The 15,268-nt window shown below is 73.7% G+C and carries 14 protein-coding genes; 7 read left to right on the top strand and 7 right to left on the bottom strand.

Annotation, left to right across the window (positions count from 1 at the left end; all coding sequences use genetic code 11):
* Nucleotides 1-303 precede the first annotated feature (303 nt).
* Nucleotides 304-1,476 (top strand): acyl-CoA dehydrogenase family protein, encoded by a 1,173-nt coding sequence (locus AB0G56_RS35510; protein WP_360978196.1) that lies wholly within the window; start codon nt 304-306, stop codon nt 1,474-1,476.
* A 477-nt stretch (nt 1,477-1,953) separates the two neighbouring features.
* On the opposite strand, the gene AB0G56_RS35515 is transcribed toward AB0G56_RS35510, so the two are convergent.
* Nucleotides 1,954-2,388 carry a hypothetical protein gene (locus tag AB0G56_RS35515; protein ID WP_360978199.1) on the bottom strand — a complete coding sequence of 145 codons (435 nt, stop codon included), beginning with the start codon at nt 2,386-2,388 and terminating at the stop codon, nt 1,954-1,956.
* 268 nt (nt 2,389-2,656) lie between these two features.
* On the opposite strand from AB0G56_RS35515, the gene AB0G56_RS35520 reads away from it, so the two are divergent.
* The 4 genes from AB0G56_RS35520 to fxsA all read left to right on the top strand — a co-directional run bounded on the left by AB0G56_RS35520 (nt 2,657) and on the right by fxsA (nt 6,891).
* Nucleotides 2,657-3,097 carry an Lrp/AsnC family transcriptional regulator gene (locus AB0G56_RS35520; RefSeq protein ID WP_360978202.1) on the top strand — a complete coding sequence of 147 codons (441 nt, stop codon included), beginning with the start codon at nt 2,657-2,659 and terminating at the stop codon, nt 3,095-3,097.
* A 133-nt stretch (nt 3,098-3,230) separates the two neighbouring features.
* A complete protein-coding gene (locus AB0G56_RS35525) occupies nt 3,231-4,835 on the top strand; it encodes an amidohydrolase (protein ID WP_360978205.1) in 1,605 nt (534 codons plus the stop codon).
* Between the two features lie 519 nt (nt 4,836-5,354).
* Nucleotides 5,355-6,155 carry a polyprenol monophosphomannose synthase gene (locus AB0G56_RS35530; protein WP_360978208.1) on the top strand — a complete coding sequence of 267 codons (801 nt, stop codon included), beginning with the start codon at nt 5,355-5,357 and terminating at the stop codon, nt 6,153-6,155.
* A 175-nt stretch (nt 6,156-6,330) separates the two neighbouring features.
* On the top strand, nt 6,331-6,891 hold the full coding sequence (fxsA, locus tag AB0G56_RS35535) for an FxsA family membrane protein (RefSeq protein WP_360978211.1): 561 nt from the start codon (nt 6,331-6,333) through the stop codon (nt 6,889-6,891).
* Nucleotides 6,892-7,045: 154 nt separating this feature from the next.
* On the opposite strand, the gene AB0G56_RS35540 is transcribed toward fxsA, so the two are convergent.
* The 4 genes from AB0G56_RS35540 to AB0G56_RS35555 all read right to left on the bottom strand — a co-directional run bounded on the left by AB0G56_RS35540 (nt 7,046) and on the right by AB0G56_RS35555 (nt 10,531).
* Nucleotides 7,046-7,420 carry an RNA polymerase-binding protein RbpA gene (locus AB0G56_RS35540; protein WP_003977404.1) on the bottom strand — a complete coding sequence of 125 codons (375 nt, stop codon included), beginning with the start codon at nt 7,418-7,420 and terminating at the stop codon, nt 7,046-7,048.
* A 279-nt stretch (nt 7,421-7,699) separates the two neighbouring features.
* Nucleotides 7,700-9,046 carry an MFS transporter gene (locus AB0G56_RS35545; RefSeq protein WP_360978214.1) on the bottom strand — a complete coding sequence of 449 codons (1,347 nt, stop codon included), beginning with the start codon at nt 9,044-9,046 and terminating at the stop codon, nt 7,700-7,702.
* Between the two features lie 67 nt (nt 9,047-9,113).
* Nucleotides 9,114-9,881 (bottom strand): glycerophosphodiester phosphodiesterase, encoded by a 768-nt coding sequence (locus tag AB0G56_RS35550; protein ID WP_360978217.1) that lies wholly within the window; start codon nt 9,879-9,881, stop codon nt 9,114-9,116.
* Nucleotides 9,878-10,531, bottom strand: coding sequence for a hypothetical protein (locus AB0G56_RS35555; RefSeq protein WP_360978219.1), 654 nt, complete (start codon nt 10,529-10,531; stop codon nt 9,878-9,880). Before AB0G56_RS35555 ends, AB0G56_RS35550 begins: the two co-directional genes overlap by 4 nt.
* Nucleotides 10,532-10,751: 220 nt before the next feature.
* Here AB0G56_RS35555 and AB0G56_RS35560 point away from each other — a divergent pair, with 220 nt between their 5' ends.
* Entirely contained in the window at nt 10,752-12,251 is a 1,500-nt protein-coding gene (locus AB0G56_RS35560) for a PLP-dependent aminotransferase family protein (protein ID WP_360978222.1), read from the top strand.
* Nucleotides 12,252-12,355: 104 nt separating this feature from the next.
* Here the strand turns inward: AB0G56_RS35560 and AB0G56_RS35565 are convergent, their stop codons facing one another.
* On the bottom strand, nt 12,356-14,140 hold the full coding sequence (locus AB0G56_RS35565; RefSeq protein ID WP_360978225.1) for a hypothetical protein: 1,785 nt from the start codon (nt 14,138-14,140) through the stop codon (nt 12,356-12,358).
* An 88-nt stretch (nt 14,141-14,228) separates the two neighbouring features.
* Complete coding sequence (locus AB0G56_RS35570) at nt 14,229-14,423, bottom strand: hypothetical protein (protein ID WP_360978228.1); 195 nt, start codon at nt 14,421-14,423, stop codon at nt 14,229-14,231.
* Nucleotides 14,424-14,832: 409 nt separating this feature from the next.
* Here AB0G56_RS35570 and AB0G56_RS35575 point away from each other — a divergent pair, with 409 nt between their 5' ends.
* Nucleotides 14,833-15,225: an ankyrin repeat domain-containing protein gene (locus tag AB0G56_RS35575; RefSeq protein ID WP_360978231.1), complete on the top strand. Its 393-nt coding sequence runs from the start codon at nt 14,833-14,835 to the stop codon at nt 15,223-15,225.
* Nucleotides 15,226-15,268: the final 43 nt, after the last annotated feature.

Consider the following 15,268-nt stretch of genomic DNA (forward strand, 5'->3'; position numbering starts at 1 on the left):
CGCGCGATCGAGGGGATCGACCCCGCGCGCACGGCCCCCGCACCCGCCCGTGGGGACGGCCGGCCCGGCGCCCGGGACCGCTGACCGAAGGCCCCCGGCGCGCGGGTTCACCCTTTCTTGAAGTAAGCGGTCGTTAACCGGTGACTCCATGCCTGTGATCGGGCATACTCACAGCGCACAGTCGCTGGTCAGCCGCTTCCGCGACCCGGGAGGGCGAGCATCGGCCGGCGCCGAGGAAGCCCCGGCGGAGCCGCCCCACAGGGTGCCAGTCCGCCAGCGCCCGACAGGGAGGAGAGCGTCGCCATGCCCGACCGCGCCCCGCAGCCGGTGGACCGGCAACTGCCCACGGACGAGGCCCGGGATCTGATCTCGCTCGTCCGCGACATCGCGCAGCACGAGATCGCCCCGAAGGCGGCCGAGGAGGAGGACGCCGGACGCTTCCCGCGCGAGGTCTTCACCCTGCTGTCCCGCTCCGGACTGCTCGGCCTGCCCTACGAGTCCGAGTACGGCGGCGGCGACCAGCCGTACGAGGTGTACCTCCAGGTCCTGGAGGAACTGGCGGCGACCCGCCTCACCGTGGGACTCGGCCTCAGCGTGCACACCCTGGCCGCCTACGGGCTCGCCGCGTACGGCACCAAGGAGCAGCGGGCCGAGCACCTGCCCGCCATGCTCGGCGGCGGACTGCTCGGCGCCTACGCGCTGTCCGAGCCCTCCTCCGGCTCCGACGCGGCCTCGCTGCGCACCAAGGCCGTCCGGGACGGCGACGACTGGGTGATCAGCGGCACCAAGTCCTGGATCACCCACGGCGGGATCGCCGACTTCTACACGGTCATGGCCCGCACCGGCCAGGAGGGCCCGCGCGGGATCACCGCCTTCCTGGTGCCGGGCGACGCCGAGGGGCTGAGCGCCGCGGCACCGGAGAAGAAGATGGGCCTCAAGGGCTCACCGACCGCGCAGCTCCACCTCGACGGCGTGCGGGTCCGCGACGAGAGGCGGCTCGGCGAGGAGGGCCAGGGCTTCACCATCGCCCTGGCCGCCCTCGACTCCGGACGGCTCGGCATCGCCGCGTGCGCCATAGGCCTCGCCCAGGCGGCGCTGGACGAGGCGGTCGCCTACGCCACCGACCGGCGGCAGTTCGGGCGGCCGATCGCCGACTTCCAGGGGCTGCGCTTCATGCTCGCCGACATGGCGACGCAGATCGAGGCGGGCCGCTCGCTGTACCTGGCGGCGGCGCGGCTGCGCGACGCCGGACGGCCGTTCGCACGGCAGGCGGCCATGGCCAAGCTGTTCTGCACGGACGCGGCCATGAAGGTCACGACCGACGCCGTCCAGGTGCTGGGCGGGTACGGCTACACCGCGGACTTCCCGGTCGAACGCTACCTGCGGGAGGCCAAGGTGCTGCAGATCGTCGAGGGCACCAACCAGATCCAGCGCATGGTCATCGCCCGTCACGTCGCGGGTCCCGAGACCCGCTGAACTGCGCGAGGCCGAACAGGGGCGCCGCCAGCCGGACCCACTCCGGGTCGTGGCGCCCCGGCAGCGTGCGGCCCCGGTCGGCCCACGTGCGCACCAGGTCGCGGTAGATCGGCGGGTCCGGGAGCTGCGGCGGGGCGGGGGGAACCAGTTCCGCGGGCGGCGGCACGAAGATGCGACGCCGACGCCCGGCTGCCGGAGGCATGGGGGTCATACCCGGGCAACGCGCCGCAGGGCGGACAGGTCACCGCCGCGCGGAATCGAGCGTGAGTCCAGCGACGTCCGGCCCGGCCCGCGGCCCCGGCAGCGGGAAGACCCGAGGGCCGCCGATTCCCGTACTCCCACCGGCTGTCCGGCGTCGTGAGCCGTCCGTGCCCGCCACACGCCCGGGCACGCCGGTTCCGCGCCACGGCGCCGGTGCGCCATGGTACGGACGGGGTGCCCGAGGCGGGCGGGCGGTCGGAGCGGCCGGGCGGGTGGTCAGGCGGCCTGGCGGCGCATCGACGGTACGCGCATCGGGCGCGAGCCCGGGCCGCCGACGTGCGAGAAGGGCTGCGTCCGCCAGTCGAGCCCCTGCGGCAGCGTCAGCAGCAGGGCGGTCTGCTGCTCCTGCGGGCCGGCGAACTCGTCCGCGGGCCGTGCGTCGGTGGCCTTGAGCCCTGTGCCGGCGCACACGGTGAGCCCGAACGGGTTCCACGGCGAGGCACACAGCGCGTGCTCCGGCAGGATCTCCTCGTCCGCCAGCAGGGCGATGGGCTGCGCGCACTCCGGGCAGATCACCCGGAACATCTCGAAGGTGTCGTAGGCGTCGGGCTCCTCGCCGAACTCGTCCGGTTCGACGCCCTCCGGCTGGGGCTCGACGACCGGCTGCTGCCGCTTGGGCACGGAACGACCAGGACGCTTGAGACTCTGCATGGGTTTCTCCCCCTAAGGCTGGGCCGTGAAGGCGCTGCGGCCTCGACCACAGCAAGCACTTCCCGTCCGGTCTCGGCGGTAATCACGGGAACATCACGAAGGGCGGCCGTGTGTTGTGGCGTTGGTCACATGCCGCTCGCAGGTGCCCGTCGCGACCGGTTTGTCCCCCGGTCGGCCGACGGGACACCGCCGGGCTCCGGGCGAACGGGGCACGGCCTGGGCCGCCGAGGTATCCGAGGCGATCAAGCGCCCTGTAGGTTCTTGCGCCATGGAGGAGCTGGACCGACAGATCGTGCAGCTGCTCGTCAAGGACGGGCGGATGAGCTACACCGACCTGGGCAAGGCCACGGGCCTGTCCACGTCGGCCGTGCACCAGCGGGTGCGGCGGCTGGAGCAGCGTGGCGTCATCCGCGGGTACGCCGCGGTCGTCGACGCCGAGGCCGTGGGGCTGCCCATGACCGCCTTCATCTCGATCAAACCCTTCGACCCCAGCGCCCCCGACGACATCGCGGACCGCCTGGCCGGCGTGCCCGAGATCGAGGCCTGCCACAGCGTGGCCGGGGACGAGAACTACATCCTCAAGGTGCGCGTCGCCACGCCGCACGAGCTGGAGGAGCTGCTGGCCCGCGTGCGGACCCTGGCGGGGGTGTCCACCCGGACGACGGTGGTCCTGTCGACCCCGTACGAGGCTCGCCCGCCGCGCATCTGAGGGCCGGCTGACCGGGCGGCGGTCGGCCCCGCCCCGCGTCGTGGCACCGGGCAGGCGCCCGGCCGTCGTTCCGCCCGCCGTCAGCCGTGCCCTGCGTGCCGGTCCCGGCGGGCGAGGCGGGAGACTGGTGTCCATGAGTGAGCGCACCGCCGAACCGCAGACCGTCCTTCTCCGCCGCGGCGAGGTCCACAGTCCCGCCGACCCGTTCGCCACCGCGATGGTCGTCGAGGCGGGCCATGTCGCCTGGGTCGGTTCCGAGGGCGCGGCCGACGCCTTCGCGGACGGCGTCGACGAGGTCGTCGACCTGGACGGCGCCCTGGTCACCCCGGCGTTCACCGACGCCCACGTACACACCACGGCCACCGGCCTCGCGCTCACCGGCCTCGACCTCTCCGACGCCCCGTCCCTGGAATCGGCCTTGGCCAGGGTGCGGGACTTCGCCGCCGCGCGCCCGGAGGACCGGGTCCTCCTCGGCCACGGCTGGGACGCCGCCCGCTGGCCCGGAGGCCGCCCCCCGACGCGCGCGGAACTCGACGGGGCCACCGGCGGGCGTCCGCTCTACCTGAGCCGGATCGACGTCCACTCCGCGGTCGTCACCACGGCGTTGCTCGACCTCGTCCCCGGCATCGGGCGGCCCGCGGACGGCCCGCTGACCGCCGACGCCCATCACGCGGTGCGGGCCGCCGCGTTCGGTGCCGTCACGCCTGCCCAGCGCGTCGAGGCCCAGCGTGCCGCGCTGGCCCGGGCCGCCTCCCTGGGTATCGGCTCGGTGCACGAGTGCGGCGGCCCGGACATCTCCTGCGAGGACGACTTCACGGGCCTGCTGCGGCTCGCCACCGAGGAACCGGGGCCGCGTGTCGTCGGCTACTGGGCCGAGGCGGACGTCGACAAGGCACGGCGGCTGGGGGCGCGCGGCGCGGCCGGAGACCTCTTCGTCGACGGTTCCATCGGCTCGCACACCGCCTGCCTGCACGCCCCGTACGCCGACGCCGGCCACACCGGCACCGCCTACCTCGACGCGGACGCCGTCGCCTCCCACGTCACCGCCTGCACCGAGGCCGGCCTCCAGGCCGGCTTCCACGCCATCGGCGACGCCGCGGTCACCGCCGTCGTCGAGGGGGTGCGGGCCGCCGCCGACAAGGTGGGTCTGGCCCGGATCCGGGCCGCCCGGCACCGCGTCGAACACGCCGAGATGCTCACCCCCGAGACCGTCGCGGCCTTCGCCGAGCTGGGCCTGACCGCGTCCGTGCAGCCGGCGTTCGACGCGCTGTGGGGCGGCGAGGACGGCATGTACGCCGAGCGGCTCGGTGTCGAGCGGGCCCGGACGCTGAACCCCTTCGCGGCGCTGCTGCGGGCGGGTGTCCCGCTCGCCCTGGGCTCCGACAGCCCCGTCACGCCCCTGGACCCGTGGGGCACGGTCCGCGCGGCGGCCCTCCACCGCACCCCTGAGCACCGGGTCTCCGTGCGGGCCGCGTTCACTGCCCACACCCGGGGCGGCTGGCGGGCCGTCGGCCGCGACGACGCCGGCGTCCTGGTGCCCGGCGCCCCCGCGGACTACGCCCTGTGGCGCACCGGCGAGCTGGTCGTGCAGGCCCCCGACGACCGCGTCGCGCGCTGGTCGACCGACCCGCGCTCCGGCACCCCCGGCCTGCCCGACCTGGGCGAGGGCCGTGACCTGCCCGTCTGCCTGAGGACCGTGGTGGGCGGCCGGACCGTCTTCGTACGGCCGGGCGAGTGATCTCCCGGTACGGCGCGGCGGCGGCGACGGCCCGCCGCCCGCTCGCGCGACCTGCGCATCCTCGGCACCGGCCGGGCGGTGCCGGGCGTCGCGGCGGGCCGGGGCGGTGTTTGACAGGCGACGGCAGGGGGCCGGTAGGTTCTGCCGGGTCCACCACCGGACGCCCGACCGGGGAACTTCCGTACCCGCGTCGCAGTGCCGCTGGGTCAGGGACGGTGTGCCGCACCGGGTCACCGTCACTGGGAGCCAGGCTCAGCGTCCGCGTCGGCGGGGGAAGGTTCCGGACGGTCGGCAGGGTGTGACCCGGGTGGGGCCCGGTCGCTCAGTAGACAACGGCTTTCGGTCGATCCGCAGCCAGCGGGTACCAGGTCGGCCCGAAGGGCACCGGGCCCCCATTCCGAAAAGAGCTTTCTTACCCAGCTCTCGTCGAATCGACACCACCGAACGAACGTGGTGTCACATCCCCGCAGGCCCTGGCCACTATGGTGGTCCCCTGCGTACGGACATGAAGGGGCAGTAGTGAACCACGGCGACGGTAGCCTCGCGGCGGGGTCCCAGGAGAGGCGGTTCGGTCCGCTCGGCACGGCGTTGGTGATCATTCCGACCTACAACGAGGCGGAGAACATCACGACGATCGTGGGCCGGGTGCGCAGGGCCGTCCCCGAGGCGCACGTCCTCGTGGCCGACGACAACAGCCCCGACGGCACCGGCAAGCTGGCCGACGAACTGGCCGGCGAGGACGGGCACGTCCACGTACTGCACCGCAAGGGCAAGGAGGGCCTGGGCGCCGCCTACCTGGCGGGCTTCCGCTGGGGTCTGGAGCGCGACTACGGCGTGCTGGTCGAGATGGACGCCGACGGCTCGCACCAGCCCGAGGAGCTTCCGCGCCTGCTGACCGCCCTCAAGGGCGCCGACCTGGTCCTCGGTTCCCGCTGGGTGCCGGGCGGCCGCGTGGTCAACTGGCCCAGGTCCCGCGAGTTCCTCTCCCGCGGCGGCAGCACCTACTCGCGCCTCATGCTCGACGTGCCGATCCGCGACGTGACCGGCGGCTACCGGGCGTTCCGGCGCGAGACCCTGGAGGGCCTGGGCCTGGACGAGGTCGCCTCGCAGGGGTACTGCTTCCAGGTCGACCTGGCCCGGCGCGCGATCAAGGCCGGCTTCCACGTGGTCGAGGTGCCGATCACGTTCGTGGAGCGGGAACTCGGCGACTCCAAGATGAGCCGGGACATCGTCGCGGAGGCGCTGTGGCGGGTCACCTCCTGGGGTGTGGGGGAGCGGGTGACCAAGCTCACCGGCAGGGGCGGCAAGCCGCAGTCGTAGCGTCGCCCCCGTCGCCCCGGTCCCCGCAGCCGTCACCCGTGGCGTCCGCCGCCCGCGCGGCAGGCGCCCGCCCGCTGGCCGGGGGCCGCCCGCGCGGCAGGTGCCCGCCCGCTGGCCGGGGGCGGCGGGCCACCCTCTTATCCCGTGCTGAGCCGCGCCCAGGCACACTGGGAGTATGACGACAGGCGCTCCGACCTCTTCACCCTCCACCAGGCCCCGGCCCTCGCGGTTGCGCAGGTTCCTGCCGCTCGCCGTCGCCGTGTGGCTGGTGCTGGAGATCTGGCTGCTGACACTGGTGGCCGGCGCGGCCGGCGGGTTCACCGTGTTCCTTCTGCTGGTCGCCGCCTTCGTGCTGGGTGCCGTCGTGATCAAGCGAGCGGGCCGCCGTGCCTTCCAGAACCTCAACGAGGCGCTGCAGCGCGGCGCCACCCCCTCCGCCCGGCGCGGCGGCAACGGCCTGATGATGCTGGGCGGCCTGCTGCTGATGATCCCCGGCATGATCTCGGACGCGGTGGGTCTGCTGCTGCTGATCCCGCCGGTCCAGCGTGCCGTGGGCCGGTTCGCCGAGCGCACGGTCGACCGCAGACTGCGCGCGGCCGCCCCGGGCACCCTGGGGGACGCCTTCCAGCAGGTCCGTATCCACCGCCCCGACGGCAAGGTCGTCCAGGGCGAGGTGATCAGGGACGACGAGCCGGGCGACGCCCCGCGGGAGCAGCGCCCGCCGCTGACCCGGTGAGCACCGGCTGTCGCGGGCGAGCGCCGGGCGCCGCGGCGGGTACAGGTGAGGAGAGCACCGGCTCACAGCAGCAGGACGGGCGCCGTACGCGAACTTCGCGTACGGCGCCCGTCCTGTTCGAGGTGCGCTGGTAACCGGCCCACGCCGCGCGGGGCTATGCGCTCTTGCGGCTGTCCCGGGGATGAACGGCGATGTTCATCGCCCCGGACCGCAGCACGGCGAGACGCTCCTCGAGGACCTCTTCGAGTTCCTCGCGGGTGCGCCGCTCCATCAGCATGTCCCAGTGCGTACGCGCAGGCTTGGCCTTCTTCTCCTCCGGGCCGTCGCCGTCCACCAGGAGTGCCTGGGCCCCGCAGACCTTGCACTCCCACTCCGGCGGGATCTCCGCCTCGACCGAGAAGGGCATCTCGAAGCGGTGCCCCTTCTCGCATGCGTACTCCACGGCCTGGCGCGGGGCCAGGTCGATGCCGCGGTCCGTCTCGTAGCTGGTCACCACGAGGCGCGTGCCGCGAAGAGCTCGCTCACTCATGAATCGTGCCTCCCGGGCTTGTCGCCCACAGGACAGGTGTCGCTGTCGTCGTCATCCGGTCAACGTCCGGTCGGCGGTAAAGATTCCCGTTCCGATGTCCCGTTCCGGGTCATGTGTCGCCGTCGTAGCCGCAGCCTTGTCAACCAGTGCAGTACCCACCGGCGCCCGGTTTGTCACATCTGCAAGGAGATGTCACCCAGCGTTTCGGCATCTTTGACGCGCAGTAACGGTACGCCTGGCAGGCCAAACGCGTACACTACAGCCCTTTCGCCTCCAGCGCTAAATCCGGTCGGGCGCCGGGTTGCCCGCGGCCCGGATCGCCTGCGCCACCGGCACCCGCGCGAGCAGCACGAACCCGATCACGAAGAACGCCACGAGCGAGACGATCGCGTCCCGGTAGCTCCCGGTCAGCTGGTAGGTGATCCCGAACAGCAGCGGCCCGAGCCAGCTCATGCCCCGGTCGCTCATCTCGTACGCCGAGAAGTACTCGGCCTCCTTGCCGGGCGGGACCAGGTGCGAGAACAGCGACCTGGACAGCGCCTGACTGCCGCCGAGGACGAGACCGATCCCGGCCGCCAGCACGAAGAACCACACCGGTGCCCCGGCCGGCAGGAAGTACCCCGCGCCCAGGGTGAGGGTCCAGGCGACCAGCGAGGCGAGGATCGTCCGCTTCGCCCCGTACGTGCGGGCCAGCCGTCCCATGCCCAGCGCCCCGGCCACCGCCAGCACCTGCACCATCAGCACAGCCGTGATCAGGGTCGACTGGCTGAGCCCCAGCTCCTCCGAGCCGTACACCGACGCCTGGGAGATCACCGTCTGGATGCCGTCGTTGTAGACGAGGTACGCCAGCAGGAAGGCGAGTGTGAGCGGTTTGCCCCGCATGTCCCGGACGGTGGCCGCCAGTTGCCGCCAGCCGTGCCCCGGCGGTGCGGCGGCTCCCGTCCCCCGGTCGCGCAGCCGCCTCAGCGGTACGAGCGTGAAGACGCCCCACCACAGCCCCGCCGACGCCAGGCAGATGCGGACCGCCATCGCCTCGGACACCCCGAAGGAGTCGTGGGCGGTGAACAGCACCAGGTTCGCCACGAGCACGAGCGAGCCGGCCGCGTAGCCGAACGCCCACCCGCGGGAGGAGACCGCGTCCCGCTCCTCGGGACGCGCGATCTGCGGCAGGTAGGAGTTGTAGAGCACCATCGAGACCGCGACCGACGCGTTGGCCACGATCAGCAGGAAGCCGCCCAGCAGGTAGCGGCGGCCGTCCAGGAGGAAGAGGGCCGTCGTCGCCGCCGCGCCCACGTAGGCGGCGGTCGCCAGCAGCGGCTTCTTGCGGCCGGTCCGGTCGGCCGCCGCGCCCGCGAGCGGCATGACCACGATCGCCACGATCACCGACAGCGAGACGCAGTACGCGAAGAACGACCCGGCCCGCACCGGGATCCCCAGCGGGTGCACGAACCCGCCGGAGTCCGCCGCCGACCGGGCGACCGAGGTCAGATAGGGCCCCAGGAACACGGTGAGCACGCTGGTGGAGTAGACGGAGCACGCCCAGTCGTAGAAGTACCAGCCGCGCTGCTCGCGCCGCCGTTCCGCCATCCCGTCGTCCGTCTGCGCCCGCACGGTGCCGGTGCCCACCCGCGCCCTCGCTTCCCCGCCTCAGCCGCCGAGCCGGCCTCCCGGGCGGTAGCGGTCGCGGCCGGGCTCAGGCCCAGACGCCCCGCTCCTCCATGACCTTGCGCAGCGTGTCGATGTGATCGGTCATGATGCCATCGACGCCGAGGTCGAGGAGCCGGTGCATCTCCCCGGGTTCGTTGATGGTCCACACGTGCACGTGCAGGCCCCGCGCGTGGGCCGCGCGCAGGAACAGCCGATCGACCACCGGGACGCCCGACTGCGCCACCGGCACCTGCACGGCGACGGCCGACCGGCGCAGTGCGGCCGGCACGCCCCAGGAGCGCAGCCGCAGACCCAGCACCCCGCGCGTGCCGTACGACGTCGCCAGGCGCGGTCCCGCCAGGCGCTGTGCCCGCACGACGCGCGCCTCCGAGAACGATCCGACGCACACCCTCCCCCAGGCGTCCGTCCGTTCGATGACGTCCAGCAGGGGCCGCAGCGCGGGCTCCGCCTTGACGTCGACGTTCCACCGGACCTCGGGGAACGCCGCCAGCAGTTCCTCGAAGAGCGGCACCGGTTCGCGGCCCGCCACGCGCGCGCGGCGCACCTCGGCCCACGGCAGGTCGGCTATCCGGCCCGCACCGTCGGTCACGCGGTCGAGTGTCGCGTCGTGGAAGGCGACCAGGTGCCCGTCGGCCGTGGCATGGACATCGGTCTCGATGTACCGGTACCCGAGCTCGACCGCCCTGCGGAACTGCGCCACGGTGTTCTCCAGCCCGTCGGCCGCCCCACCGCGGTGCGCGAAGGCGAGGGGCCCGGGGTGGTCGAGGTAGGGATGGCGTACGGGCGTGGTCACGGACGCAGTATCGCCCTTTCGGGTGTACCGGTGGCAACGCCCGGGCCGCCGCCGGGGGTCGCGGGCGAGGCGAAGACCCGCAGGAAGAGCTGGGCCAGCGGGCCGATCGAGACGGCGTAGAGCAGGGTGCCGACCCCGATCGTGCCGCCGAGGAGGAAGCCGGTGACCACGACCGCCACCTCGACGGCCGTGCGCATGAGGCGGATCGAGCGGCCGGTGCGCCGGTGGAGCCCCGTCATCAGCCCGTCCCGGGGACCGGGCCCGAAACGGGCGGAGATGTAGAGACCGGTCGCCGCGCCGTTGAGCAGGATGCCCGCCACCAGCACCGGGATCCGCACCGCCAGGGCGCGGGGGTCGGGCACCAGGGCCAGGGTGCCGTCCATGGCGAGCCCCACCACGAAGACGTTGGAGACGGTGCCGAGGCCGGGCCGCTGGCGCAGCGGGATCCACAGCAGCAGCACCACCGCGCCCACGACGATCGACACGACGCCGATCGTCAGACCGGACAGTTCGGCCAGGCCCTGGTGCAGGACGCCCCAGGGTTCCAGGCCGAGTCCGGCCTCCACGAGCAGCGCGGAGCTGGCGCCGTACAGCACGAGGCCGGTGTAGAGCTGGACGAGTCGCCGCCCGAGTCGGTCCGGCATGGACATGATGCCCCCCTGGTGGTGGTCCTGAGAGTGGACCGGTGACGGACCGGTGACGGCCCCGATGGTGACCGGTGACGGCCCTGATGGTGGACCGGTGGTGGGCCGGTGGGTCGCGGTGCGGCCCGAACGGGAACCGGTGGTGAAAGTGGCCTGACCCGTGCCACTCTGTGGCGTGGGGAAGTGACCCATCCATGGCCAATTCGAGGAAGGTGGACTGGTACTCATGGCGCAGTGGACCTCGGCGGTGGGGGCCGCGCAGCTCGCCCGGCTCCTCAACTCCCAGCAGGAGCGCCCCGCGGGCCCCGGCTCGCGCCGCCCGCCCGCCTACCGGGCGCTCGCCGACGGGGTCCGGCTGCTGGTCCTGGAGGGCCGGGTCCCGGTGGCCGCCCGGCTGCCCGCCGAGCGCGAACTCGCCCTGGCCCTGTCCGTCAGCCGCACCACCGTCGCCGCCGCCTACGAGGCGCTGCGCACCGAGGGCTTCCTGGAGTCGCGGCGCGGAGCGGGCAGCTGGACCGCGGTCCCGGCCGGCAATCCGCTGCCCGCGCGGGGGCTCGAACCCCTCCCGCCGGAGGCCCTGGGCTCGGTGATCGACCTCGGCACGGCGGCCCTGCCGGCCCCGGAGCCATGGCTCACCCGCGCGGTCCAGGGCGCCCTGGAGGAGCTGCCGCCCTACGCCCACACACACGGGGACTACCCGGCGGGCCTGCCCGCGCTGCGCTCGATGATCGCCGAGCGGTACACCGCGCGCGGCATCCCGACCATGCCCGAGCAGATCATGGTGACCACCGGCGCGATGGGCGCCATCGACGCCATCTGCCACCTCTTCGGCGGCCGGGGCGAGCGCATCGCCGTGGAGTCGCCCTCCTACGCCAACATCCTGCAGCTCATGCGGGAGGCGGGCGCCCGGCTCGTGCCCGTGGCGATGGCCGAAGGGCTCACCGGCTGGGACGTGGACCGCTGGCGCCAGGTGCTGCGGGAGGCGGCGCCCCGGATCGCCTACGTCGTCGCCGACTTCCACAACCCGACCGGTGCCCTCGCGGACGAGGACCAGCGGCGCCGTCTGGTGGAGGCGGCCCGGTCCGCCGGGACGGTGCTCGTCGTCGACGAGACGATGAGCGAGCTGCACCTGGAGCCGGACGTGGACATGCCCCGGCGGGTGTGCGGCTTCGACCCGGCCGGCTCCACGGTGATCACCGTGGGGTCCGCCAGCAAGGCGTTCTGGGCCGGGATGCGGATCGGCTGGGTACGGGCCGCCCCCGACGTGATCCGCAGCCTGGTCGCCGCGCGCGCCTACGCCGACCTCGGCACCCCCGTACTGGAACAGCTCGCCGTGAACTGGCTGTTCAGCACCGGCGGCTGGGAGCAGGCCGTCGAGGTCCGCCGGGTCCAGGCCCGCGAGAACCGCGACGCGCTGGTCGCGGCGGTCCGCCGCGAGCTGCCCGAGTGGGAGTTCGAGGTCCCCCGCGGCGGCCTGACCCTCTGGGTGCGCACGGGCGGCCTGTCGGGGTCGCGCCTCGCCGAGGCGGGGGAGCGGGTCGGTGTCCGGGTGCCCTCGGGGCCGCGCTTCGGCGTCGACGGGGCCTTCGAAGGGTACGTCCGGCTGCCGTTCACCGTGACCGGAGCGGTGGCGGAGGAGGCGGCGACACGCCTCGCGGCGGCGGCCCGGCTGGTGGAGTCCGGCGCGTCGGGAGGCGGCGAGTCGCCGCGGACGGTCGTGGCGTAGCCGCGGTGGGCCCGGCAGTTGCGCAACCGAGTGGGCGGGGCGGGGAGGCGAGGCGGCCTCGGGGACGGGGTGACGGGACACCTCCGGGTCCGAGGCGGCCGGGATCAGGTCGGCTCGGCCACGGCCGCCTCCGGCACCGCCCCCTCCGTCACGGCAGCCTCCACCGCCTCTGCTGACTCCACCGCTTCCGCGATCTCGGCGGCCACGGTGACCCCCGCCGCCTCCGCCACCCCGCCGGCCTGCGCCGCCTCCACCGGCTTCGTGACCTCCACCGGTTTCGTCACCTTCACCGGTTTCATGACCTCCACCGGCTTCGTCACCTTCACGGCCGTCGTCCTCAGCACCGTCGTCGGCTCCGGCACCGTCTCCCCGTCCGCCGGCGTGGTCTTCGGCGGCAGCAGGTCCTGCACCGCCGCGCGCAGCGCGTCGCTCGTGCAGTCGTCGTACGGATCGGGCGTGGCCGGCACCTGGAGCCGGTGCACGGCCCCCGTGCCCAGCCGTGCGTACCCGCGCCCCGGCGGGACGACGGGCAGCGGCGTGGTGTGCGGCGGCGCCCCGAGCACGGCCTTCAACTGCTCCACCGTGGCGGGACCGAGCACCACGCGCGCGCGTGTGTGCTGACGCAGCGCGTCGCTCAGCGCCTCGGCGCTGTCGAACTGCTCCGCGACGACGACCGTGACGTTGACGGCGCGGCCGTGCCGCAGCGGTACCTGGAGCAGCGACTGCGGGTCCTCACAGCCCTCCGCGGCAGCCAGGTGCGTGAACGCGGTCGGCCGGTCGAGCAGCAGCCACAGCGGACGCCTGGTGTCCTCCGGCGGCGGGTGGCCCGCCTGCCGTGCGCGGTTGACGGCGATCAGCCGGCGCTCGGTCTCGGTGGCCGCCCACTCCAGGCTCGTACGGACCCCGGCCAGCCCGCACTCGACCGCCAGGACACCGTCGCGGCCGGTCAGGCAGGCGTACTCGCCGGTGCCGCCGCCGTCGACGATCAGGATGTCGCCGTGCTGGAGCGCCTGGAGCGCGAGGGAGCGCAGCAGCGTGGAGGTGCCGCTGCCCGGCTGCCCCATGGCGAGCAGATGCGGCTCGGTGGAGCGCAGTCCGGTGCGCCAGACGACCGGCGGGACGTCGTGCCGCTCCTCGCCGTACGTGAGGGGCAGCGTGCGCTGGACCTCGCTCGGGTCGGTGAAGCCGAGCACCGTCTCGCCCGGCGCGGTCACGAACCGCTGGGCGGCGATGTCCGTGGGCAGCGGGGCCAGCGCGGTGACGGCCAGCTCGTTGCCCTCCTCGTCCCAGACGAGGAGGTACTCCCGGCCGCGGCCGGCCTTGGTGGTCAGCAGGTGCTCGATCCGCGCGCGGGCCTCGGGCTCGCCGTCCGTGAAGTACGCCGGGTAGCGCACCAGCAGGTGGGAGAGGCGGCCGGAGTCGTCGAAGGCGTAGGACGGGAAGGCCTTCTCCCACTCACCGCCGTGCGCGTACAGCGGCGCGGGGTCCTCGGCGGCCGAGAAGTACGGGACCAGCGCGTCGTACAGCGTGCTCAGGCGCTGCTTGCGCGGCTCGTCGGAGTCCACGGGCTCGGGCGGGGTGCGGTCGCGGCCCTGCCAGGCGGCGGCCCCCGTCACCACCACGGCGGCGAGCAGCGGACCGTAGGGCACCAGCGCCACGACCAGGATCACCGAGGCCACCAGGAACAGCAGCGGCCCGCGCCGGTCCTTGGGGGTCTGAGCCCATCTGTGCCGGCCGGCGGCCGCGAGCCGGCGCAGACCGCGGGCGATGGTGATCAGCGGGTGCAGGACGTCCGTGGCGCTGTCGGCCGCCGTCCGTGCCAGCTCCCGGCTCCGGGCGAGCTGAGCGCCGCCTGTGCTCAGAATGCGGGGGAGGGGGCGCCGGGCCACTGCTGCCTCCTGGGAGTGCTCAGGGGCGATGGGGGCGCCCCCTGGACGGAGCTTGTCGAGCGTGTCGGGGTCCTGGGGCGGGGCGGCGTCAGAACCTCATGCCGCCGAGCAGGCTGGCCAGGCTCTCGCCGCCGGCTCTGATGCTCGGCGCGATCGCCGTGCTCGAGAGGTAGAAGCCGAACAGTGTCGACACACACGCGTGGGAGGGCTTCAGCCCGTCCTTGCGGAAGAAGATGAAGCCGATGACGCCGAACAGGACGACGCCTGAGATGGAGAGGATCATGTGAGATCTCCTGGTGTCGAAGGGGGACGGTGTCACCCTGAGTCCTTCTAGGATCACAGCATGTATCTGTATGACAAAAGGTGCAACTGGGTTAAATGCCTCCCATCACCCTCGGGGTGCGGGGATCGTGTGGAGGGCCGGCGGGCCCCGCTGTCGCATACGGCCCGGTCCGGGGTGATCTTCACCTCCGGCGCACCGGGTTCCGTTCCGGACGAGCCAGTACCCTGGCGATTCACCCGTACGGCCGCCCGGCGCTCATGGCCGTACGCTTGCTCCCCGCAGTGACCGGCAGTGCCGAGCAGTACCTGCGCAGTCCCCAGAGCGACACCTGCGCAGGGCCCGGCGGTGCCCGGCAGTGCCCCGCAGTACCCACAGTCCCCGAAGTTCGCAGTGAGAGGCGGTCCGGCCGATGAGTGATGCCCCCGACCCCGAGGTCGTGGAGCTGGCGACCAAGATCTTCGATCTGGCCCGGCAGGGGCGGACCGAGGCGCTCGTGGCCTACGTGGACGCGGGCGTACCCGCCGACCTCACCAACGACCGGGGCGACTCCCTCGTCATGCTCGCCGCCTACCACGGCCATGCCGACGCGGTCCGCGCCCTGCTGGCCCGCGGTGCCGAGGCCGACCGCGTCAACGACCGCGGTCAGACACCCCTCGCGGGGGCGGTTTTCAAGGGCGAGCAGGCGGTGATCGAGGCCCTGCTGGAGGGCGGCGCGGACCCGTCCGCGGGCACGCCGTCGGCCCTTGACACGGCCCGCATGTTCGGCCGTACGGAGTTGCTGCGCCTGTTCGGCGAGCAGTGAGACCGCGGGGCGCCACCATCTGAGGCTCCCCGCTGAACAGCCA

It is taken from the genome of Streptomyces sp. NPDC021356 (genome assembly GCF_040641015.1).
GTDB lineage: Bacteria > Actinomycetota > Actinomycetes > Streptomycetales > Streptomycetaceae > Streptomyces.